The organism is Streptomyces sp. NPDC031225, assembly GCF_055570355.1.
The window spans coordinates 348014-369520 of sequence record NZ_JBVIHJ010000001.1; the positions used below are offsets into that span (position 1 = coordinate 348014).

A 21507-nucleotide genomic window follows, 5' to 3' on the forward strand; every position below is an offset into this window, starting at 1 on the left:
TGGGAAGGGGGCTCGGCCATATGTCGGTGGACGCTGACGGCGGCCCGGACGACCGGCTGGCGCCGGTACTGCGGCCGGTCAGGGCGGGCAACGGCTTCGAGGAGGCGCTGGAGCAGATCCTGCAGGTCGTGCGGCTGGGGCTGGTACCGGGGGGTGAGCGGCTGCCGGCCGAACGGGAGCTCGCGGAGCGGCTCGGGATCAGCCGGGTGACGCTGCGCGAGGTACTGAAGGTGCTTCAGGACCAGGGGCTCGTGGAGTCGCGGCGCGGCCGGTACGGGGGCACGTTCGTGCTGCCCCGTGCGCGGGACGCGGTCGGCGAGGACGAGCTGCGGCGCCGGATCGCCGAGGCGGACATCGAGGACGTGCTGCGCTTCCGGGAGGTGCTGGAGGTGGGTGCGGCGGGGCTGTGCGCGACGCACGGCCTCACGGCCGAGCAGACACAGCGGCTGCGGGAGGCACTGTCGGCCACCCAGGAGGCGCCGCTGGCCGACTACCGGCGCCTGGACACGCTGCTGCACCTGACCATCGCCGAACTGTGCGGATCACCGACCCTGACCGCGCAGTACGCGGCCGTGCGGGCCTCGGTGAACGACCTCCTCGACTGCATCCCGCTGCTGGTCCGCAACCTGGAGCACTCCCAGCGCCAGCACGCCGGACTGGTCGAGGCGGTCCTCGACGGGGACGCCGACGGGGCGCGGGAGATGATGCGGGAGCACTGCGCGGGGACGGCGGCTCTGTTGCGCGGGTTCCTGGCGTGACCTTGCCTCTCGCCGCCCCGAGGCGCAAAGGTATGGGCCTGCGCCATTGCAAGCCTGGGAGGGCCGAGTGACCGTACGACCGCTGATCGGCATCAGCACGTATCTGGAGGCCGGGGCGCGCTGGGGTGTCTGGGAGCTGGAGGCGGCGCTGCTGCCGGCGGGGTATCCGCGGCTGGTGCAGCGCGCGGGCGGCCTGGCCGCGATGCTCCCGCCGGACGCCCCGGAGCACGCGGCCGCGACGGTGGCCCGTCTCGACGGTCTGGTGATCGCGGGCGGCCCGGACGTGGAGCCGGTCCGCTACGGCGCCGCACCCGAGCCCCGCACCGGCCCGCCCGCCCGGGCCCGGGACGCCTGGGAACTGGCCCTGATCGACGCGGCGTTGGCGGCCCGCGTGCCGCTGCTGGGCATCTGCCGGGGCATGCAGCTCCTGAACGTCGCCCTCGGCGGCACGCTCGTCCAGCACATCGACGGCCACGCGGAGATGCCGGGCGTCTTCGGCCGGCACCCGGTCAAGCCCGTACCGGGCACGGTGTACGGCGACATCGCCCCGGAGGAGACCTCCGTTCCGACCTTCCACCACCAGGCGGTGGACCGCCTCGGGGCCGGCCTGCTCCCGTCGGCACACGCCGCGGACGGCACGGTGGAGGCCGTCGAACTCCCCGGCGAACACTGGGTCTTGGGGGTTCAGTGGCATCCGGAGATGGGCGAGGACCTGCGGGTGATGCGGGCCCTCGTCAAGGCTTCGGCTGACGCCTGAGGCCGTCGGCCCTTCCCGTCCTCCGGGGGCTCCGCCCCCGGGCCCCCGCTCCTCAAACGCCGGAGGGGCTATTTTCAGCCCGTCCGGCGTTTGAGGACGAGGCCCTTCGGGCCGACGGGGGTCTGGGGGCGCAGCCCCCAGGGACGGGGCGGCGATCACCCCCGTGTGAGCGACAGCAGGTCCCTCGCCGGGCCCACCGGACGGTGCCCCGTGGGCCACACCGCCCGCAGGTCCCGCGCCAGCGACACCCCCTCCACCGGCACCCGGACCAGTCGGCGCATCGCCAGTTCCTCCCCGAGCGCCAGTTCGCTCAGCACCGCGGGCCCCGCTCCGCTCACCGCCGCCGCCTTCACCGCCGTGGTGGAGGAGAGTTCGATGAGGGGGCGGGCGAGGCCCCCCAGAGCCGCGTCCAGCACCTGACGTGTGCCGGAGCCCTTCTCGCGCAGGATCAGCGGCGTCGTGGCCAGTTCGGCCGCTTCCACGGGGCGTCGGCGGCGGGCCCACGGATGCCCCGGTGCCGTGACCACGATGAGGTGGTCGTGCGCTATCACCACGGAGTCCAGGCCGGTCGGCACCGTGAGGCCCTCGACGAAGCCGAGGTCCGCCTCGTCGGCGAGCAGCCGTTCGGCCACCGTCGAGGAGTTGCCGGCCTGCAGGGACACCGCCGTGTCCGGACGACCCGCGCGCAGCGCCAGCAGCCACCCCGGCAGCAGGTACTCCGCGATGGTCATGCTCGCCGCCACCCGGAGCCGGGAGTCGCGGCGGACCCGCAGCGCCTGCGCCCCGGCGTCGAAGGCCGCCGCGGCCTCCACGATCCGCCGCGCCCAGTCCGTCACCAGCGCCCCGGCGTCGGTGAGCCGTGAGCCGCGGGGCGAGCGGTCGACCAGGGCCACCCCGAGCTGCCGTTCCATGGAGCGGATCCGGCTGCTTGCCGCGGGCTGGGTGATCCCCAGCTCCCGGGCGGCCCCGCCGAGGCTCCCCAGCCGCGCCACGGCGAGCAGCAGTTCCAGCGCCCCGAGATCGGGCACCCGATGGGACAGTCCGCCGCCCCCGGTCGTCCCGCGCTCCTCCGCACCGCTCATAAAGACAGCTTATGCCCTCATAGAGCCATACTCCCTGGTCCCGGCCCTCCCCCGGCGGGAGGGTGGAGTCATGGTCACCGCCGTCCGTCACCTCGGGCCGAACTGGTACGCCGCCGTCATGGGCACCGCGATCGTCGCCACCGCAGGCACCGCGCTCCCCGTGCACCTCCCCGGCCTGCGCACGATCTGCGCCGCCGTCTGGCTCCTGTCGCTCCTGCTGCTCGTCACCCTGCTGTGCGCCCGCGCCCTGCACTGGCGCCACCACGCCGACCAGGCCCGCGCCCATCTCCTCGACCCCGCGGTCGCGCCCTTCTACGGCTGCCTCGCGATGGCCCTGCTCGCCGTCGGCGGGGGTGCCCTCACCGTCGGCCGGTACTGGATCGGCATTCAGGCCGCGGTCGCTCTCGACGCCGTGCTGTTCACCGTCGGCACGGTCGCGGGACTCGCGGCCGCCGTCGTCGTGCCGTACCTCATGGCCGTAGGGCACAAGGCGGAGCCGCAGCACGCCACGCCCGTGTGGCTGCTGCCCCTGGTGGCGCCCATGGTGTCGGCCGCGCTGGGCCCGCTCCTGGTTCCGTATCTTCCGGCCGGTCAGGCCCGGGAGACCCTGCTCCTGGCCTGTTTCGCGATGTTCGGGCTCAGCCTGCTGGCGACCCTGGCCATGCTGCCGCTGGTGTTCGCGCGGATCGTCACCGGCGGACCGCTCCCCCTCGCCCTCACCCCGACCCTGTTTCTGGTTCTCGGCCCGCTCGGCCAGTCCACCACGGCCGTCGGCAAGTTCGCCGATGTGGCCCCCGGTGTCGTACCGGCCCCCTACAGCCAGGGCTTCGGGGTCCTCGCGGTCCTCTACGGCGTCCCCGTCATGGGGTTCGCGCTGCTGTGGCTGGCGCTCGCCGGCGCGCATGTGATCGCCGCCCGGCGGCGCGGGATGGGGTTCTCGATGACCTGGTGGGCGTTCACCTTCCCGGTCGGCACCTGTGTCACGGGGGCGGCGGCGCTGGCCCGGCACACGGGGCTCGTCGTGTACGACGGGCTCGCCGTCGCGCTGTACGGCGTCCTCGTCGCCGCCTGGCTCACGGCCGCCGTGCGCACCGCGCGCGGGGTCCTCAGCGGAGCGCTGCCCGCAGGGCCTCGCCCAGTGCTTTCGGCGCCGCTGCCAGTGAGGGTCCGTACCACGTCAGGTGCCGTCCGCTGACGAGTGCGCAGGGCAGACCGGGGAAGGCCTCGGGACCGTCGTCGGGCGTGAAGCGGTACGGCTCGTCGGGCAGGACGACCACGTCCGGTGCCGCCGCCCGCAGCTCTTCCAGCGGGACGCGCGGATAGCGGTCCGCGTGCGTCGCGTACACGTGGTCCACGCCCAGGCAGGACAGCACATCGCCCGCGAAGGTGTCCCGGCCCAGCACCATCCACGGCCGCCGCCAGATCGGCACGACCGCCGTGATCCGGCGCGAGGGGGCCGCGAACACCGACCAGGCCTCCTCGGCCTCGTCCAGCCAGCGCGGCCGTACGGCGCCACAGGCCGCCACGACCCTCGCCAGTTCCCGGAAGGCCTGCGGGACGTCCCGGACCTCGGTGACCAGGACCTCCAGGCCCGCCTCGCGCAGGGCCGCGAGATCCGGTTCCCGGTTCTCCTCCTCGTTGGCGATCACCAGGTCGGGGGCGAGGTCGACGATCCGGTCGAGCTTCGGGTTCTTGGTGCCGCCGATCCTGGTGACGTCGAGGTCCGCCGGCTCGGTGCACCAGTCGGTGGCGCCGACGAGGGCGCCCGGTGCCGAGCGGGCGATCGCCTCGGTCAGCGAGGGGACGAGCGAGACGACCCTCACTGCCGGGGCCGGTCCTGGACCGCCTCGATGTTCTCGGCCACGGCGACGACGACCACGCGGGTGTCCGGCACGGTCGCGCGCCAGCGGTGGCGCACTCCGCCGGTGAGATAGAGGGTGTCGCCGCGGCCCAGGCGGTAGGCGCGGCCCTCGGCCTCGACGTCCACCGCACCGTCGGCGACGTACATCAACTGGTCGTTGCGGTACTGGAATTCGCGTCCCGCGTCGTGGTCGCCGGTGAATTCCTGGGCGTGCATCTGGTGGTGACCGCGCACCAGGGAGCGCATCCGGGGTTCGCAGTCCGGCTCCGGGCCCTCCGCGTGCACGACGTCGACGCTGCACGCCGGGTCGGCGGCGGCGAGGAGTTCGACGGCCGTGGTGCGCAGGGCGTCGGCGACCTTCTCCAGGGAGCCGCGGCTGGGCCGGGCGCGTTCGTTCTCGATCTGGCTCAGGAAGGGGACCGAGAGGCCGCTGCGCTCGGCCACGACGGCGAGGGTGAGCTCCAGCGCGCGGCGCCTGCGGCGCACGGCGGCGCCCACCCGAAGGGGCTGTTCCTTGTGGTCGCCCATGGCTCCGGCTCCCTCCTGCGCTCGTCGGTCCCGAGACACGTCTCCTGATGAGTTGTCTGCACCCTACGCATGTTCGGCAAACCGTTTCACGCGGCCGTCACATCCATGTCACGCGGCGTGCGACCGTACCTCACACTTCACGCCAGACGAACGGCCCCCCGCAAACTGTCGGGGGGCCGGGTTTCGGTCACTCGCCCATCGCGGGACGTCCAAGTCCCCTAGTCGGCATCGGAGTTCGGGCGATGGCGTAGCTCTATGTGGTTGGCCGAATCCTTACCGTGGTTCCCGAGCGGTTATGACCCTGTCATCCGCCCGGCCATCTCCGGGTGCTCCTTGAGCCAGGCGGCGACCGCCTGCTCCTCGTGCCCCTGGCCGTACTTGTTGATCTCGCCCTCCAGGGTGCCCAGCTCGTCCTCGCTCATATGGAAGCCCTTGATCCACTTGGTGAGCTGCGGGTACTGCCCGGGGAACTTCTCGTTGGCGATGGTGCGGATCGTGTTGCCCTCGCCGAAGAGCTTCTTGTCGTCCTTCAGCTTGGTGAGGTCGTACTGGCTGTACGCCCAGTGCGGCGACCACAGGACGACCGCGACGGGCTGCTTCCTGGCGTAGGCGCGCTTGAGCTCGGCCAGCATCGCGGGCGTGGAGCCGTCGACGACGTCGTACTCCTTGTCGAGGCCGTAGCCCGGCAGCACCTTGCTCTTGAGGAGGCTCATCTCGCCGGTGCCCGGTTCGATCCCGATGATCTTCCCGTCGAAGAGGGACGCCTTGCCCTTGAGATCCTCGTAGGACTTCACGCCCTTGACGTACGACGGCACGGCGACCTCCAGCGAGGTCGGCCGGTACCAGGTGCCGAGGTCCTTCAGTCTGTCCTGGTTCTTGTCCCAGTAGTTCTTCTGCGCGTACGGCAGCCAGGCGTCGAAGTTGAGGTCCAGGTCACCGGAGGCGAGGCCGGTGTAGACCGGGCCGACGTCCATCTGCTTGAGGTTCAGCCGGTAGCCGCGGGCCTCCAGGACGTTCTTCCAGAGATACGTGACGGCGATGTCCTCGTCCCAGGGGAACCAGGCCACGTCGATCGGACGCTCCGTCTCCGCCGCCGCCTTCTGGACGGGCGCCAGCTTGTCGACCAGCCCGGGGTTCTGCTTGAGCCAGGTGCGGACAGCGTCCTGCTGCCTGCCCTGACCGGCCTTGTTGATCTCGGCCTCCAGGCCGGTGAGCTGCTTCTCGTCCAGCTTGAAGTCCTTCAGCCACCGCGCGACGACCGGGTCGTCGGCCGCGAGGTCCTTGCGGCCGACGGTGTGGATGCCGTCGCCCGAGCCCCAGGCGCCCTCGGGGTCCTTGAGCTTCTTGAGGTCGTAGTCGTTGTACGCCCAGTGCGGCGACCAGAGCGTGACGACGATCGGGTCCTTCTGCGCGTACGCACGCTTGAGCTCGGCCAGCATCGCCGGCGTGGAGCTGTCGACGACCTTGTACTCCTTGTCGAGGCCGTACGCCTTGAGGACCTTGCTCTTCAGCAGGGCCGTCTCCCCGGCACTGGACTCGATGCCGGTGATCTTCCCGCCGAACTCGGAGGCCCTGCCCTTGAGGTCGGCCAGGGAGTTGATGTCCTTCATGTACGACGGGACGCTCAGCTCAAGAGACGTCTTGTCGTACCAGGCGCCGAGGTCGTCGAGCTTGCTGCCGTACTTCTTCCAGTACTGCTCGTGGGTCGTGGGCAGCCAGGCGCCCGTCATGAAGTCGACGTTGCCGGCGGCGAGCGAGGTGTAGAGCGGGCCCGCGTCGAGCTGCTTGGCGTCCACCTGGTAGCCGCGCTGCTCCAGGATCTCCTTCCAGAGGAACGTGGAGGCGACGCCGTCGTCCCAGGGGACGTAGCCGATGCTGATCTTCTTGCCCTGGCCGACGTCCTTGCCGCCCGCGACGGCCGTGGCCTCGCCGGAGGCACCGCCGAAGATCCCCATGCCGCCCGCCACGAGGGCGAGCACCACGACGCCGATCACGGCGATCTGGGGGCGCGGACGGTAGGACCAGATCTTCAGCCCGCCCTGCGCGACGCGGGCCTTGGCGGCGGCTCGGCGGCCCAGCGGGGAGACCTGGGTACCGAGCGCGCCGGTCATGCGGTCGAGGTAGATCGCGAGGATCACGATGGCGACACCGGCCTCGGAGCCGAGACCGACGTTGAGCTGGCCGATGGCCTCGTTGACGTCGCCGCCGAGGCCGCCGGTGCCGACCATGCCGGCGATCGCGGCCATGGACAGGCCGAGCATGATGACCTGGTTGACGCCGGCCATCACGGTGGGCAGCGCGAGAGGCAGCTGGACGCGCAGAAGGGTGTCGCGGGGGCTGGTGCCGAACGCCTCGGCGGCCTCGACGAGTTCCTTGTCGACCTGGCGGATGCCGAGCTCGGTCATGCGGACGCCGGGGGCGAGCGCGAAGATCAGGGTGGCGACGATGCCCGCGGAGGCACCGGTGCCGAAGAACAGGATCGCCGGGATGAGGTAGATCATCGCGGGCAGCGTCTGCATGAAGTCCAGGACGGGGCGGACGATCCCGCTGACCCGGTCGGAGCGGGCCGCCCAGACGCCCACGGGGACGGCGATCACCAGCGCGATGATCGTGGCGACGAGGACCAGCGAGAGGGTCGTCATCGCGTCCTCCCACAGTTCGAGGGAGTCGATGAAGGCGAATCCCGCGAAGGTGAGGACCCCGGCGAGGGTGCCGCGCAGCCAGAAGGCGATCACGGCGAAGATGCCCGCGAGGAGCAGGGGATGGGGCGCCTGGAGGACGGCGTCGATACCGTCGTAGGTGCCTGTGAAGACGGTCTTGAGGAAGTCGAAGAGCCAGGACACGTGGTCGAGCAGCCAGTCGACGGTGTCGTTGACCCAGTCGCCGAGCGGGATCCTAGGCATGGGCCGCCTCCGTGTCGCCGATGAAACCGACCAGGCGCTGCTGCGGGACCACGCCGACGACTGTGCGGTGCTCGTCCAGGACGGCCACCGGGTGCGTCGACCGGGCGCTCATCGCGCAGAGCTCGGTGAACGGCGTGTCGGGCCTCGCGGTCTCGCAGTCGCTCGCGCAGCCGCAGTCGGCCTCGTCCCCGCGGACGTCGGTGTCCATGACGGCGGACGCGGTCAGGACGCGGGAGCGGTCGACGTCCTTGGTGAAGGAGGCGACGTAGTCGTCGGCGGGCCGCACCAGGATGTCCTCCGCGCTGCCGGTCTGCACGATCCGGCCGTCGCGCATGACGGCGATCCGGTCGCCGAGGCGCATGGCCTCGTTGAGGTCGTGGGTGATGAAGACGATGGTCTTCTTCAGGGTCTGCTGGAGCTGGAGGAGCTGGTCCTGCATGTCGCGGCGGATCAGCGGGTCGAGCGCGCTGAAGGACTCGTCCATGAGGAGCAGGTCGGCGTCGGTGGCCAGGGCGCGGGCCAGGCCCACGCGCTGCTGCATGCCGCCGGACAGCTCGTCGGGCCAGGACTTCTCCCAGCCGCCCAGGCCGCACATCTCCAGGGCCTCGGTGGCCCGCGCGATGCGCTCGGCCTTGGCGACGCCCTGCACGGCGAGGCCGTAGGCGGCGTTCTCCAGCACACTGCGATGCGGGAAGAGCGCGAAGTGCTGGAAGACCATGCTGATCTTCTTCGCACGTACGGCACGCAGTTCGCGGTCGGTGAGCGCGGTGAGGTCCTGGCCGTCGAAGCGGACATGGCCCGCGGTCGGCTCCAGGAGGCCGTTGAGCATGCGCAGGAGTGTGGACTTGCCGGAGCCGGACAGTCCCATGACGACGAAGATCTCGCCCGGGTCCACGGTGAACGAGGCGTCGATCACCGCGGCGGTGGTGCCCTCGGCGCGCAGCCCCTCCCGGTCGGCACCCTCCCGGAGCCGCTCGACGGCCTCCTGCGGCCGTCTTCCGAAGACCTTGAACAACTGCTCTGCCTCAAGCCGTGACGACACGGGCACCTCTCGCCTCTCGACCACTGGGGGGGGAGACGAAGGTCCGGAAACAGTTGAAAGTGCAACCTGCCTCGCTCCGAGGCGGCGCCTGCCCTGATGACTTTCGGCCAAACACATCGGTGGCCCAGTTCACAGGACGCTCACACCCGCCCGTCGAACTGCGCGCCGACGGCCTGTGTCGGTGGTGTACGGCATGATGCGAGACGTGACCGGACGACTGATGCTCCTCGACACCGCCTCGCTCTACTTCCGTGCCTACTTCGGCGTACCGGAGTCGGTGAAGGCGCCCGACGGCACGCCGGTGAACGCCGTGCGCGGGCTCCTCGAATTCATCGACCGGCTGGTCAAGGACCACCGTCCCGACGCCCTGGTGGCCTGCATGGACGCCGACTGGCGCCCCCAGTGGCGGGTAGACCTCATCCCCTCCTACAAGGCGCACCGTGTCGCCGAGGAACGCGAGACGGGCCCGGACGAGGAGGAGGTGCCGGACACCCTCTCGCCGCAGGTGCCGATCATCGAGGCCGTCCTGGACGCGCTCGGCATCGCGCGCGTGGGCGTGGCCGGATACGAGGCGGACGACGTGATCGGCACGTTCACCGGCCTGGCCAAGGGCCCGGTCGACATCGTCACGGGCGACCGCGACCTGTACCAGCTCGTGGACGACTCGCGCGGGGTGCGGGTGCTGTATCCGCTCAAGGGTGTCGGCACGCTCCAGCTGACCGACGAGGCATGGCTGCGCGAGAAGTATGGCGTCGACGGCCGCGGGTACGCGGATCTGGCGCTGCTGCGCGGCGACCCGAGCGACGGCCTGCCGGGCGTACCCGGCATCGGGGAGAAGACGGCGGCCAAGCTGCTCGCCGAGTTCGGCGACGTGGCCGGGATCATGGCCGCGGTCGACGACCCGAAGGCGAAGCTCACGCCGTCGCAGCGCAAGCGGCTGGACGAGTCGCGGCCATATGTCGCGGTTGCGCCGAAGGTGGTCAAGGTCGCCGACGACGTCCCGCTGCCGCAGGTGGACACCGCGTTGCCGCGCACGCCACGCGACCCCGCGGAACTGGAGAAGCTGGCAGCCCACTGGGGGTTGGGGGGATCATTGCAGCGGCTGATGGCGACGCTCAGCACGTAGATATTGCTTTCGCTTTCCACGAGTGGCATGCCATCGCCAGGGGGGCGGATGCTAACTTAGGTAAGCCTAAGCATTGATTCGGGAGGCCGCCATGGCAGAAGGACCAGGACGCAAGCCGCGGACACCGCGCTCCGCGCAGGTCGTCCGCACCGAACGCCTCACGCCGCACATGCAGCGCGTGGTGCTCGGCGGCGACGGACTCGCCGACTTCGCGGCGGACACCTGCACCGACCATTACGTCAAGCTCCTGTTCCCGCCCGACGGCGTCACCTACCCCGAGCCCTTCGACATCCAGCGGATCCGCGAGGAACTGCCGCGCGAGCAGTGGCCCGTGACCCGCACGTACACCGTGCGCCACTGGGACCCCGAGCACCGCGAGCTGTCCCTGGACTTCGTGATCCACGGCGACGAGGGCCTCGCCGGCCCCTGGGCGATGCGCGTCCGGCCCGGCGAGACCGTGCGCTTCATGGGCCCCGGCGGGGCCTACGCCCCCGACCTCGACGCCGACTGGCATCTGCTCGTCGGCGACGAGAGCGCGCTGCCGGCGATCGCCCGTGCCCTGGAGTCGCTGCCCGACGGCGCCCGGGCGCACGCCTTCGTCGAGGTCTCCGGGCCCGAGGAGGAGCAGAAGATCGACTCCGACGTGGACGTCGTCTGGCTGCACCGCGGCTCCCGGCCCGTGGGCGAGGCCCTGGTGGAAGCCGTCCGCGCCCTTGAGTTCCCGGCGGGCCGGCCGCACGCCTTCGTCCACGGCGAGGCGCACTTCGTGAAGCAACTGCGCCATCTCCTGCGGGTCGAGCGTGCGATCCCGCGCGAGGACCTGTCGATCTCCGGCTACTGGCGCCTGGGCCACAACGAGGACGGCTGGCAGGAGTCCAAGCGGGAGTGGAACGCGCGCATCGAGGCGGAGCAGGAGGGGGCGGCGCCGGCCGCCTGAGGCATCTGCGAAACCTGAGGCATCTGCGAAAAGGGGCGGCACCTTCGAAGGTGCCGCCCCTTCATCGCGTCCGGAGCCCGTCCTGCCCGGAAGCCTTCACCGCGTCCGAAGTCCGTCGTCCCCGGAAGCCGTCACCGCCTCCGGAGCCCGTCCTGCCCGGGAAGGGTCACACCGAACGCTGGTACGACCGGAACGTCCGGATCGACAGCCACACCGCCACCACGGCGAGTCCGAGCAGCGCTGCCCCGCGACCGAGCACCACACCCCAGTCCGGGTCGGCGGACAGGGCCGAACGGCCCGCCACCATCGCCCAGTTCAGCGGATTGAAGTCGGCGACGTGCCGCATCCAGGACGGCATCTGCGAGGGCGCCATGAAGGCGCTGGACAGGAAGGTCAGCGGCAGCAGCAGGAAGGTGTTGATCCCGATGATCGACTCCCGCTCCCGCACCAGCATGCCGAGCGCGTTGGACAGCGCCCCGAACACGGTGCCCAGCAGGACCGCGGCGAGCACCAGGACGGCGATCCCGGCGATGCCGCCCGGGTAGTCGGCCCCGCCCAGCAGCCCGAGCAGCACGATGACCACCGACTGGAAGGCGGTGACCAGGCCGTTGTTGACCACGTTGCCGTTCATCAGGGCGGCCCGGCTGACCGGAGTGGTCAGGAAGCGGTTGAGGGTGCCGCGCTGGATCTCGTCCAGGGTGCTCATCCCGGCCCACATGTTGGAGCCGAGCGCGCTCATCACGACCACACCCGGGACGAGGTAGTCGAGATAGGAGGTGGTGCCGAAGCCGCCGAGCTCGACGACCTTCCTGAAGAGACTGCCGAACAGGAACAGCCAGATCACCGGCTGGATCAGCGTGATGATCGCGTACGCGGGCTGCCGTACGAACACCATGAGTTGACGTTGCGTCATGTACCAGGTCTGGGAGACGGCGATGCTCATCGGGCACCCACCAGGTCGTCGGCGTCCGAGTAACGGCGGCCCGCGTAGCGCAGGTAGACGTCGTCGAGGGACGGACGGGCGACGGTCGCGCTGGCGACCTTGACCCCGGTCCGCTCCAGGGCGGCAAGGAGTGCGGGTACGGCGGCCGCCCCGTCGTCGGCGCGGACGCTGACGCGGTGTCCGTCGGCCAGCACCTCGTGCACGCCCGGTACCGCGCGCAGGGCGGTGGTCAGCAGCGTGCCGCCCGCGTCGCCGAGTGCCTCGCGCAACTCCAGGTGCACGGCGTCGCCGCGGAGTTCGCCCTTGAGCGCGTCCGGGGTGCCCTCGACGACGATCCGGCCCCGGTCCACGACGGCCACGCGCTCGGCGAGCCGGTCGGCCTCTTCGAGGTAGTGCGTGGTGAGCAGGATCGTCAGCCCCTCCTGTCCCGCGAGCCGGCCGATCTCGTCCCACATCGCGGAGCGGGCCTCGGGGTCGAGGCCGGTGGTCGGCTCGTCGAGGAACAGCACCTCGGGCCGGTGCACCAGGCCCAGGGCGACGTCGAGACGGCGTCGCATGCCGCCCGAGTAACCCTTGACCGGACGCCGGGCGGCGTCGGTGAGCGTGAAGCGTTCGAGGAGCTCGTCCACCCGGCGTTCGAGCGCGGCGCCCTTCAAGCCGTAGAGCCTGCCCTGGAGTCGGAGGTTCTCGCGGCCGGTGGCGACCGGGTCGGCGCCGGACCCCTGGGCGACCACGCCGATGGCCCGGCGGACCCGGTCCGGGTGGCGCAGCACGTCATGGCCCGCGACCGAGGCCGAACCCGAGTCGGGGCGGGCCAGGGTGGTGAGGATCTTGACGGTGGTGGACTTGCCGGCGCCGTTCGGGCCGAGCAGGCCGAAGACGCTGCCCTGCTCGACGACGAGGTCGATGCCGTTGAGGGCGGTGACCTCACCGCCGTAGGTCTTGATCAGTTGACGCGCCTCGATCGCGGGCGCACGGGTGTGCGTCACGGCGTTCATGCCGGCGTTCGAATCGACGCCCGTATCGGCGTTCGCCTCGGTGTTCGTCTCGGTATTCATCGCGGTGCTCTCCTGAGTGAGCGGATGAGTGGACGGATGACGACTGATCCGCGTGAGGAGCACCGGGCTATCCTGGGTGTGCCGCACCTCGATCGCCTGGATGTGCCTCAGGGCGGATTCAGTTCGGGGTTCGAGGCCCCGGCGGGCTGCTCCAACAGCCGTGCCGGGGCCTGTTCTTGTTCAGGTCACGACGTCCTGCCCGGATCCCGGCTCGTGGTACCCCTTCCACTCCTCGATCCCGGACAACGTGCCCTTTCTGAGCTCGTCGAGGAAGCCGCGGACCCACGCCGCCTCCGCCTCGACCATGTGGAGCTGGTACTCGTTCTCGACGAGGAAGAGCCGGGGCAGCGTCTCGTACAGCTTCTCCAGCGCGCCCCGGCCGCTCGCCACCTTGACCTCCAGCGCGTCCAGCCGCTCCTCGAGGAGCGGCACCACCTCATCGGGGTGCAGTACGCCGAGCAGCGAGAGCGCGGTCTCGAAGATCGGGAACTCCTTGGCCGGGAAGGCGACCAGGTCGGACATCCACTCGGTGGTCTCCTGACGCCCGGCCTCGGTGATGCCGTAGACGGTCCGCTCGGGCCGGTTGCCCTGCCGCTCCACGTCCGTGACCTCGACGAAGCCGTGTTTCTGGAGACTCTGGACGACCGTGTAGAGCGAGCCGTAATTGATCTTCGTGCTGGAGTCCTTGCCCTGACGGCGCAGGGTCTGGGCGATCTCGTAGGGGTGCATCGGCTTCTGCCACAGCGTCGCCAGCACGGCGAGCGCCAGAGGGTTGCGGAGCTTGCGTCGCTGCATACCGATTCACCTCGCATCCGAATATCCGTAGCCGAACATATCGCGATGCCGGAAGGGTCGTCAATAGACACGATGTATCGCGTTGAGAGGGGTCACGCAAGGGCGTGAGCACTTGGGTGCGCCCCGGACACGGTCGCGTCACGCAGCCGAAACAGCCTCTCCCTAATTTCTGTCACCCGACAGGAATTCCGCGCCCAAGGCAGGTGCCGCCGTGACGACGACCACCCCCTCCGACGTCCGCCCCGATCCCCCGCACTCCTCCGCCCCCTCCGACGACCGCTCCCTCGCCGAGTTCGGCTATCCCCAGGAACTGCACCGCAGCCTGGGCCGGTACGCGTCCTTCGCGGCGGGGTTCTCCTTCATCTCGGTCCTGACGACCGTCTTCCAGTTCTTCGCCTTCGGATACGCGTTCGGCGGCCCGGTCTTCTTCTGGGCCTGGCCGATCGTGCTGGCCGGCCAGTTGCTGGTGGCGGCGTGCTTCGCGGAACTCGCGGCGCGCTACCCCATCTCCGGCGCGATCTACCAGTGGTCGTCCCGCCTCTCCAACGCCACCTTCGGCTGGTTCGCCGGCTGGATCATGGTGATCGGCCAGATCGTGGTCGTCGGAGCGGCGGCGCTCGCCCTCCAGATGGTGCTGCCGGCGATCTGGCCGGGCTTCCAGCTGGTCGGCACCGACCCGGCGCCGACGTCGGCGGACGGCGCGGCGAACGCGGCGGTCCTCGGCGTGATCCTTCTGGTCCTCACGACCCTCGTGAACGTCGTCGACAACCGCGTGATGTCCCTGATCAACCGGGTCGGCGTCACCGCCGAGATCATCGGCGCGGTCCTCATCATCGTGCTGCTGCTCACCCACTCCGAGCGGACGCCCACGATCACCTTCCACAGCGCGGGCGCGGCTCAGACCGGCCTGCTGGGCGCCCTGCTCGTCGGCTCCTTCACGGCGGCGTACGTGATGATCGGCTTCGACAGCGCGGGCGAGATGAGCGAGGAGACCCGCGACCCGCGCCGCACCGCGCCCCGCACGATCCTCACGGCACTCGGCGCGGCGGGCCTCCTCGGCGGCCTGATCGTCCTGGCCGGCCTGCTGGCGGCCCCCAGCCTCACGGACGGCCACCTCGCGGTCGACGGCCTCAGCTACGTCCTCACGAGCAGCCTCGGCGACGGGGTCGGCAAGGTCCTGCTGGCCGACGTGGTGGTGGCGATCGCGGTGGCCACCCTGGCCATCCAGACGGCGGCCAGCCGCATGCTCTTCTCCATGGCCCGCGACGGCAGGCTCCCGTTCGCCGCCCGCCTCGCGCGCGTGAACCCCCGCACGGGCATGCCCACCGCGCCCGCCCTGGCCGTCGGCGTCCTCGCCGCCGCCCTGCTCCTGCTCAACTTCGCCTCCCCGGAGGCGTTCCTGGCCATCGGCACGACGTGCATCGTGATGCTGTACCTGGCCTACGCGATGGTCACCGGGCCACTGCTGATCCGGCGCATACGAGGCGAGTTCACCTCGGAGGGCACCGACGAGACAGGCGCCCGCCTCTTCTCCCTGGGCCGCTGGGGCATCCCGGTCAACGCCCTGGCCCTCCTCTACGGCCTCCTCATGACCGTCAACCTGGCCTGGCCCCGAGCAGAGGTGTACGACCCGGCGGGCGGGCACTGGTACTTCCAGTGGTTCACGGTGCTGTTCCTGGTGGTCACGGTCGGACTGGGAGCCCTGTACCGGCTCTGGAGCGCACGAGGAGGGCACTCCGCGCCGGAGGCGGCACTCCCTGTGCCTCCTCCGGCATCGGTTCCCCAGCCGTAGCAGGGGTACGGGTCCATCCTTCCCCCCGGGGCCGGACAGTAGGCAGGTGGCCGGACGGACCGCGAGAACGGCCGTGCGCGCCGCCCTGTCCGTGACCTACGGCCGGACGCTCTCAGCCACGTGCTCGCTCTTCAGTCCCTCCACTCGGACCTGGACCCGGTGAGGGGTCAAGGTCATACGGGGTTCGATGGTCGGCGTCTGAAGGTCACCGCGCGAGAGTCGCCAGTGGGTCACGATCGTGGACAGGGCCAGTGTCGCCAGAGTCATCGCATAGTTGTCGCCGAGGCACTTGCGGGCGCCTCCCCCGAACGGGATGAGTGTGCCGCGCTCGTGTTCCTGCTCCGGAAGCCATCGGTCGGGATCGAAGCTGTCGGGCCGCGGATTGAATCGTGCGTCGTGGTGGATGAGATACGGGCTGTAGACGAGGGTGGTCCCGGCCGGGATCACGGCGTCCGCAAGTGGGGCTTCGGTGCTGGTCGTCCGAGTGAAGATCCACCCGGGGGGATAGAGGCGCAGGGTCTCGGTGATGACCCTGCGTGCCAGGTCCAGCCGCGGGAGATCATCCCAGGTGGCGGTTCGGGCGCCGAGGACCTCGGTCGTCTCGGCGCGCAATCGCTCCTGGACCTCGGGGTGTTGGCACAGGAGATGGACGGCCCAGGTGAGAGCCACTGCGGTGGTGTCGATGCCGGCGACGAGCAGCGTCATGATCTGAGCGTGGATCTCTGCGTCGCCGAGGCCGTCTCCCGACTCGTCACGCGTCGCGAGAAGCATCGACAGGACATCACCGCGGGCCTCACCCTCCTGTCGGTACAGGCTGATGGTCTTGCTGACCGCGGCCCATGCCCGGTTGCGGGCCCGTTCGTAGCGCTTGTTCGACGGGAGCGGCAGGCGGCGCAGCACAGGCGGAAGGACAGCCTGCTGATAGATACCTCGGAAGATGTCCGGAAGGCAGGCGCTCACGGTGTCCACAGCGGGCGCCGCTGCTTCAGCCGTGAACAGCGTCCGAGCGATGGTGTCGCTCGCGAGGCCGTACATCTGCTCGCCCACTTCGATGGTCTGCCCGTCACTCCAGCCGGTGGCGAGCGTATCGATCCGGTCGGTCATGATGGCGGCGTACTCACGCAGGCATGTACGCGAGAACGCCGGCTGCAAGCTGCGTCGTTGCCGCCGGTGCGCACTGTGCGGGCAGGAGGCGATGCCGTCCCCGAGCGCGTTTCCGACCCGCTCTATGATGGGCCCGCCCTTGTCGTATATTCGGTCGTTCAGCAGGACCTGCTGAACGAGTTCGGGCCGGCAGACCACGACGGCCGTTTGCGGCCCGAGCCGTATCTGCACCAGATCGCCATGAGCGGGAAGGGTGTTCAGGAAACCCAGCGGGTCGCGCAGCAGCGGGAAGAGATGTCCGACGACCGGCAGTGCCCCGGGAGCGCGGGTGATGCCTCCATGGTTCTTGGCCATAGCGCGTTGTTCCCCTTCTCGTCGATCGAGGATGGTGTCGGGCTCGTGGACCGACCGGTCAACCACAACTCTGGCGGGGCACGTCGTCCAGGCTCGGGAGCAGCACCTGCAGATGGTCGTGCTGCTGATCCAGCTCGCCCGGCGTGGCGGGAATCGCATAGCGGGTGGTGTTGCGGTACCAGTGCAGGCATCCGTTCGTCCACTGCCGCATTCCGGCAGTGACCCTCAGGATGTCCTCACAGGTGCCGCGCGGTACGCCACGGCCCATCAGGAAGGGCATCAACTGCTCTTCGGCCGCCAGGAAGTCGGCCACTCGCTCCTGCACCTTGGCGACGGCCACGTCGACAGCTTCCTGGAAGGACATTCCGTCGGCGTGCTGCATGACGATGACAACGTTGTGGAAGTCGCCGCGCTGCTTGTCCAGGTGAATGGAATGCAAGTCGTTCTGCCACGCGACCACATCGCTCGCGGCTTCGACGATCTCCCTGAACAGGCTTGTCTCGTATATGTCTTGGGGTACCTCCACCCGCTGACTGAGTTCGACGAGATCGAATCCGAACTCCATGCCCACGGAAAGTCGCCTGGTATGGGTGAAACTGTCGATCCCGGGGGGAGTGCCACGGAACCGGTTCTCGGACTCCTCGGCAAATCCCTGGAAGAACAGGTCCAGGTGCCGGTTCAGCCGCCCGCGCAGCCCTGGCGAGAGCCTTTCGCGGGTGCGGATGGACAGATTCGTGAGCGCCTTGGTGAAAGGAGTTCGTTCTCGTGGAGGGGCGGGGTCCTTTCCGTTGGTGATGATGTCCATCAGGCGGCGGTGGACCGGTCCCCAGGCTTCCGGAGCGTCATAGACCTTCAATGTGTGCAGGTCGTCCAGGATGAAGGTGAAGAAAAGCCATTCCGCGCAGAGACAGAGATCGCGGAACGAGGCTTCCGGATAGGTCCAGGCGACGAAGTTTCCATAGCCTGCTTCCAGCCGCTCGCGGCCGCCTTCTGTCTCTGTCAGCCCGAGGCTCCACCCGAGTGAGTGGACGTACTCCTCGATCCTCCGGGCGTACGGGCTTACGGCCGGGGGGGTGGGCTCCGCATACGTCGGGATCATGGCGAGCACTGGGTCCTCCATGTCTGTCGCGCCGGAACTGAATGACGCGGGCCGGTGGTCGGGAGGTTGTCGGTTCTCGCGGGGAGAAACCGGGGAGCTGCTGGGCGAGCGGTGCCTCACGAGGCCGCGCGAGGACGTCTCCGTCTGCGCTGTGGGCGAGGCCGCTCACGGGCGGGCCCCGAACGGGCGGATACGGCGGTGACCGGGGTGGGCGACGGCACGGGTTCCCCTTCCGTGACGGCGCGAGCTGAACGCGCCGGCTCCAGTCGTACGCCCTTTAATCACATCGCAGTTCGGTCCCCACCGGAAGTGGGCGCCGTCGATCCGGTCGCGAAGGAGTCGATGCCCAACCGGACGGCCCCGGAACACCGACGTCCGTTCGGCGGGCCGGGTCAGGCGAGGGCCGGATCATCGGAGGGAAACGGCCGTGCCGAGCCACCGTGGCCATCGACCGGGTGCCTGCACAGGACACACGGCATCGGGTGAATCCGGTGGAGGTCGAGAGGGGAGGCTGACAGCTGAGCGGTGACCATGGCGACTCCCACGAGACAAGGCCATGGAGGCGCGGACGACTCCCAGTAGACGCAAGGCCCTCACGCAGGTACAAGTGATCGCGTGGGGGCGCATGGGAGCGCAGAGGTGATCACGCAATCGCATCGACGGGCCAGCTGGCCGCGTACACCACTGAACGCGCCGATGCGCCGGAGCCTGTAGCGCTGCGCCGGAGCACACAGGCGTTCAACACGGGCGCTCAACGGTGTGAGAGGTCCCGCCTCGCCCAGCGCTCCTCCCTCGCTGTCGGTCGGTTCCTCCTCTTACCCTTGATCGTGATGAGACGCCGGACACCGCCCCCGCCCTCTCCCCTGCCGCAGCGCGACGGGGTGGATCCGGTGCGCCTGAGGCTGCCTCCCGGGGAAGCCTGGGCGACCGTACGCGATCATCTCGTGGCACGGCTGGCCGCCGGAGCCGGAGTGATCGACGACATGCTCGACGTGGGGCGGATCGTGGACGTCGCAGGGCGTCCGGTGCCGCGGGACATGGCGTATGTCCCGGGGATGTTCGTGTGGTTCCACCGGGACCTTCCCGACGAGGAGCGGGTGCCCTTCCCGGTCGAGATCGTGTACCGGGACAAGCACGTGGTGGTGGCCGACAAGCCGCATTTCCTGGCCACCACACCGCGCGGCAGCCATGTTGCCGAGACCGCCCTGGCGCGACTGCGACGGGACCTGGATATCCCGGCCCTCGGCGCGGCGCACCGGCTGGACCGGCTGACGGCGGGGCTCGTGCTGTTCGTCGTACGCCCCGAGGAGCGCGGCGCGTACCAGTCGCTGTTCCGCGACAAGCAGGTCACGAAGGTGTACGAGGCCGTTGCCGGGTACGACCCCGCACTGGAGCTGCCGCGCACCGTACGCAGCCGCATCCTGAAGGAACGTGGGGTATTGGCCGCGCGCGAGGTCGAGGGCGAGCCCAACGCCGTCAGCCGGGTCGAGTTGCTGGAGCACCGAAGCGGGCGCGCCCGGTACCGGTTGACACCGCGTACCGGGCAGACGCATCAGCTGAGGGTGCACATGAGCGCTCTGGGAGTGCCGATCCTCGGTGATCCCCTGTATCCGGTGGTGGCCGACCCCGTGCCGGCCGGCGACTTCCGGCGCCCGCTCCAACTCCTCGCGCGGACACTCGAGTTCACCGATCCGATCACAGGGCACGAGCACCGGTTCGCGAGTCGGCGCGTGCTGCCTGCCTGGTCGTCGTACGACGAGTGGGCCGGATAGCCGGACTCCCCGGACGGCTCACTCGCCGCGCCACCAGCGCAGGAGGCGCCGGAACATGTTCGGCCGACCGACCGGTTCGGGCACCACCGCCGGCGTCTCGGCGGCAGGCTCCGGCTCGGTGGGCTGGGGAGCGGGAGACTCGGTCCGTACCGTGCCGACCTGCCAGTTGTCCGCACGCTGCAGCGGCACCGGGTTGATCGAGGGCAGCAGCGTGACGTCCTGCTGCGGCTTCGGCTCGAACTTCACCGGCAGTTCCACCAGATGCCGGTTCAGAATGAACGACCGCCAGCTCAGTTCGTCCTCGTAACCGGCGAGTTCGACGTCCGGGAGCCGGGTCAGCAGTGCGTCGACGCCGACATCGGCGATGGCACGGCCGATGTCCTGGCCCGGGCATTCGTGGGGGCCGCCGCCGAAGGCGAGGTGGGAGCGGTTGCCCTGCATGTGAGCCTTGGGGTCGGGGCGGACGCGTGGGTCGACGTTGCCAGGCGCGATACCGAAGAGAAGGGCGTCACCTGCGCGGATGCGCTGGCCGCCCAACTCCGTGTCCTGCTTGGCGATGTAGGGCAGGATCGTGCTGAACGGCGGCTCGTCCCACAGGGACTGCTCCACCGCCTCGGGCACCGTCATCTGGCCGCCGTTGAGCTGGGCGCGGAACCGTGGGTCGGTGAGCACCACCCGCAGTACGTTGGCCAGGAGGTTGGCGGTGGTCTCGTACGCGGCGATCAGGACGACGCGCAGGTGCTGGCTGATCTCCTCGTCGGTGAGCCGCGCCGGATGGTTGATCAGGTGGCTGGTGAAGTCTTCCTTGGGTTCGGCTCGGCGGCGGACGGTGAGCCGCGTCAGGGCGTCCATGATGTACGCGTTGCTGGCGATGGCTGTTTCGGTGCCCTTGAGCATGTCGCGGGCTGCCTGCACGATCCGTTCGCTGTACTCCTCGGGCATGCCCAGGATCTCGCACATCACCGCCATCGGCAGGTGCTCGGCGAACTGGCTGACCAGGTCGGCCCTGCCGTCCCCGCAGAACTTGTTGACGAGGTGCTGGGTCGCGCGGTTGGCGTAGCGCCGGATGCCCCGGTGGTCGATGGTCGACATGGCGCCGGTGACCGCGCCGCGCAGCCGCAGATGCTCATTGCCCTCGGCATGGCAGCAGATGGGTTGCCACGCGATGTGCGGCATGAGCGGATGATCGGGCTTGACGGTGCCGTCCTGCAGCGCGCTCCACTGCCGGGTGTCACGGCAGAACTGCGAGGGAGTGCGCACCAGGTGCATGTTCTCGCTGTGGCCGAGCACCACCCAGATCGGCACGTCGTCGTGAAGCAGCGCGGGGGCCACGGAGCCGTGCTCGGCGCGGAGCTTCTCGTACACGGCTCCGAGATCCTCCGCCTCGGGGCCGTACAGCCGGCGCAGCCCGCCGGGCCCGATGGCGTGCGCGGGGCAACCCGGGGGCGGGACGGCCGTGGGGTCGCCCATACCGGCCGGGAACAGGGATTCAGACGTCACGATGATCGCTCCGAAGCTGAAGTGGATCTGCTGTACAGGAAATGAGGCCGTGCGGGGAATGCCGGTGCGCGCCGGGTCCCGAGGAGGAGCAGGAGC

Annotated in this window: 18 protein-coding genes; 7 read left to right on the forward strand and 11 right to left on the reverse strand. The window is 70.0% G+C overall.

Annotated features, from left to right (window positions below; all coding sequences use genetic code 11):
- The first annotated feature begins 20 nt into the window (after positions 1-20).
- Positions 21-758, forward strand: coding sequence for a FadR/GntR family transcriptional regulator (locus ACZ48Z_RS01635; RefSeq protein ID WP_468733771.1), 738 nt, complete (start codon positions 21-23; stop codon positions 756-758).
- A gap of 67 nt (positions 759-825) precedes the next feature.
- Positions 826-1515, forward strand: coding sequence for a gamma-glutamyl-gamma-aminobutyrate hydrolase family protein (locus ACZ48Z_RS01640; protein WP_468733772.1), 690 nt, complete (start codon positions 826-828; stop codon positions 1513-1515).
- A 155-nt stretch (positions 1516-1670) separates the two neighbouring features.
- Here ACZ48Z_RS01640 and ACZ48Z_RS01645 read toward each other — a convergent pair whose 3' ends face one another.
- The gene (locus ACZ48Z_RS01645; RefSeq protein ID WP_468733773.1) at positions 1671-2597 is read right to left on the reverse strand and encodes a LysR family transcriptional regulator; all 927 of its coding nucleotides are present in this window, start codon (positions 2595-2597) and stop codon (positions 1671-1673) included.
- Between the two features lie 70 nt (positions 2598-2667).
- Here ACZ48Z_RS01645 and ACZ48Z_RS01650 point away from each other — a divergent pair, with 70 nt between their 5' ends.
- A complete protein-coding gene (locus tag ACZ48Z_RS01650; RefSeq protein ID WP_468733774.1) occupies positions 2668-3792 on the forward strand; it encodes a TDT family transporter in 1125 nt (374 codons plus the stop codon).
- Here ACZ48Z_RS01650 and ACZ48Z_RS01655 read toward each other — a convergent pair.
- The 4 genes from ACZ48Z_RS01655 to ACZ48Z_RS01670 all read right to left on the reverse strand — a co-directional run bounded on the left by ACZ48Z_RS01655 (position 3704) and on the right by ACZ48Z_RS01670 (position 8931).
- Complete coding sequence (locus ACZ48Z_RS01655) at positions 3704-4420, reverse strand: helical backbone metal receptor (protein ID WP_468733775.1); 717 nt, start codon at positions 4418-4420, stop codon at positions 3704-3706. The genes ACZ48Z_RS01650 and ACZ48Z_RS01655 overlap by 89 nt on opposite strands.
- On the reverse strand, positions 4417-4986 hold the full coding sequence (locus ACZ48Z_RS01660) for a helix-turn-helix domain-containing protein (protein WP_468733776.1): 570 nt from the start codon (positions 4984-4986) through the stop codon (positions 4417-4419). Before ACZ48Z_RS01660 ends, ACZ48Z_RS01655 begins: the two co-directional genes overlap by 4 nt.
- A gap of 293 nt (positions 4987-5279) precedes the next feature.
- Complete coding sequence (locus tag ACZ48Z_RS01665; RefSeq protein WP_468733777.1) at positions 5280-7889, reverse strand: ABC transporter permease/substrate binding protein; 2610 nt, start codon at positions 7887-7889, stop codon at positions 5280-5282.
- On the reverse strand, positions 7882-8931 hold the full coding sequence (locus ACZ48Z_RS01670) for a quaternary amine ABC transporter ATP-binding protein (RefSeq protein ID WP_468733778.1): 1050 nt from the start codon (positions 8929-8931) through the stop codon (positions 7882-7884). Before ACZ48Z_RS01670 ends, ACZ48Z_RS01665 begins: the two co-directional genes overlap by 8 nt.
- A 196-nt stretch (positions 8932-9127) precedes the next feature.
- Here ACZ48Z_RS01670 and ACZ48Z_RS01675 point away from each other — a divergent pair, with 196 nt between their 5' ends.
- A complete protein-coding gene (locus ACZ48Z_RS01675; RefSeq protein ID WP_468733991.1) occupies positions 9128-10057 on the forward strand; it encodes a 5'-3' exonuclease in 930 nt (309 codons plus the stop codon).
- A 91-nt stretch (positions 10058-10148) separates the two neighbouring features.
- A complete protein-coding gene (locus ACZ48Z_RS01680; protein ID WP_468733779.1) occupies positions 10149-10994 on the forward strand; it encodes a siderophore-interacting protein in 846 nt (281 codons plus the stop codon).
- Between the two features lie 166 nt (positions 10995-11160).
- Here the strand turns inward: ACZ48Z_RS01680 and ACZ48Z_RS01685 are convergent, their stop codons facing one another.
- The 3 genes from ACZ48Z_RS01685 to ACZ48Z_RS01695 all read right to left on the reverse strand — a co-directional run bounded on the left by ACZ48Z_RS01685 (position 11161) and on the right by ACZ48Z_RS01695 (position 13790).
- A complete protein-coding gene (locus ACZ48Z_RS01685; protein WP_468733780.1) occupies positions 11161-11937 on the reverse strand; it encodes an ABC transporter permease in 777 nt (258 codons plus the stop codon).
- Positions 11934-12935 (reverse strand): ATP-binding cassette domain-containing protein, encoded by a 1002-nt coding sequence (locus ACZ48Z_RS01690; protein ID WP_468733992.1) that lies wholly within the window; start codon positions 12933-12935, stop codon positions 11934-11936. The genes ACZ48Z_RS01685 and ACZ48Z_RS01690 overlap by 4 nt, the downstream gene beginning before the upstream one ends.
- 240 nt (positions 12936-13175) lie before the next feature.
- Positions 13176-13790, reverse strand: coding sequence for a PadR family transcriptional regulator (locus ACZ48Z_RS01695; RefSeq protein ID WP_468733781.1), 615 nt, complete (start codon positions 13788-13790; stop codon positions 13176-13178).
- Positions 13791-14001: 211 nt separating this feature from the next.
- Between ACZ48Z_RS01695 and ACZ48Z_RS01700 the strand changes: the two genes are divergently transcribed.
- Positions 14002-15582 carry an amino acid permease gene (locus tag ACZ48Z_RS01700; protein ID WP_468733782.1) on the forward strand — a complete coding sequence of 527 codons (1581 nt, stop codon included), beginning with the start codon at positions 14002-14004 and terminating at the stop codon, positions 15580-15582.
- A gap of 96 nt (positions 15583-15678) precedes the next feature.
- Here the strand turns inward: ACZ48Z_RS01700 and ACZ48Z_RS01705 are convergent, their stop codons facing one another.
- Both ACZ48Z_RS01705 and ACZ48Z_RS01710 read right to left on the reverse strand, forming a co-directional pair.
- Complete coding sequence (locus ACZ48Z_RS01705; protein WP_468733783.1) at positions 15679-17040, reverse strand: cytochrome P450; 1362 nt, start codon at positions 17038-17040, stop codon at positions 15679-15681.
- A 58-nt stretch (positions 17041-17098) separates the two neighbouring features.
- Positions 17099-18139: a terpene synthase family protein gene (locus ACZ48Z_RS01710; RefSeq protein WP_468733993.1), complete on the reverse strand. Its 1041-nt coding sequence runs from the start codon at positions 18137-18139 to the stop codon at positions 17099-17101.
- 830 nt (positions 18140-18969) lie between these two features.
- Here ACZ48Z_RS01710 and ACZ48Z_RS01715 point away from each other — a divergent pair.
- Positions 18970-19911, forward strand: coding sequence for an RluA family pseudouridine synthase (locus ACZ48Z_RS01715; protein ID WP_468733784.1), 942 nt, complete (start codon positions 18970-18972; stop codon positions 19909-19911).
- 18 nt (positions 19912-19929) lie between these two features.
- On the opposite strand, the gene ACZ48Z_RS01720 is transcribed toward ACZ48Z_RS01715, so the two are convergent.
- Positions 19930-21381 (reverse strand): cytochrome P450, encoded by a 1452-nt coding sequence (locus tag ACZ48Z_RS01720; RefSeq protein WP_468733994.1) that lies wholly within the window; start codon positions 21379-21381, stop codon positions 19930-19932.
- Positions 21382-21507 lie beyond the last annotated feature (126 nt).

Coding starts and splice junctions, on each gene's coding strand:
- ACZ48Z_RS01635 (WP_468733771.1), top strand. CDS start 21: ATGTCGGTGGACGCTGACGGCGGCCCGGACGACCGGCTGGCGCCGGTA.
- ACZ48Z_RS01645 (WP_468733773.1), bottom strand. CDS start 2,597: ATGAGCGGTGCGGAGGAGCGCGGGACGACCGGGGGCGGCGGACTGTCC.
- ACZ48Z_RS01650 (WP_468733774.1), top strand. CDS start 2,668: ATGGTCACCGCCGTCCGTCACCTCGGGCCGAACTGGTACGCCGCCGTC.
- ACZ48Z_RS01660 (WP_468733776.1), bottom strand. CDS start 4,986: ATGGGCGACCACAAGGAACAGCCCCTTCGGGTGGGCGCCGCCGTGCGC.
- ACZ48Z_RS01665 (WP_468733777.1), bottom strand. CDS start 7,889: ATGCCTAGGATCCCGCTCGGCGACTGGGTCAACGACACCGTCGACTGG.
- ACZ48Z_RS01675 (WP_468733991.1), top strand. CDS start 9,128: ATGCGAGACGTGACCGGACGACTGATGCTCCTCGACACCGCCTCGCTC.
- ACZ48Z_RS01680 (WP_468733779.1), top strand. CDS start 10,149: ATGGCAGAAGGACCAGGACGCAAGCCGCGGACACCGCGCTCCGCGCAG.
- ACZ48Z_RS01685 (WP_468733780.1), bottom strand. CDS start 11,937: ATGAGCATCGCCGTCTCCCAGACCTGGTACATGACGCAACGTCAACTC.
- ACZ48Z_RS01690 (WP_468733992.1), bottom strand. CDS start 12,935: ATGAACGCCGTGACGCACACCCGTGCGCCCGCGATCGAGGCGCGTCAA.
- ACZ48Z_RS01695 (WP_468733781.1), bottom strand. CDS start 13,790: ATGCAGCGACGCAAGCTCCGCAACCCTCTGGCGCTCGCCGTGCTGGCG.
- ACZ48Z_RS01705 (WP_468733783.1), bottom strand. CDS start 17,040: ATGGCCAAGAACCATGGAGGCATCACCCGCGCTCCCGGGGCACTGCCG.
- ACZ48Z_RS01710 (WP_468733993.1), bottom strand. CDS start 18,139: ATGATCCCGACGTATGCGGAGCCCACCCCCCCGGCCGTAAGCCCGTAC.
- ACZ48Z_RS01715 (WP_468733784.1), top strand. CDS start 18,970: ATGAGACGCCGGACACCGCCCCCGCCCTCTCCCCTGCCGCAGCGCGAC.
- ACZ48Z_RS01720 (WP_468733994.1), bottom strand. CDS start 21,381: ATGGGCGACCCCACGGCCGTCCCGCCCCCGGGTTGCCCCGCGCACGCC.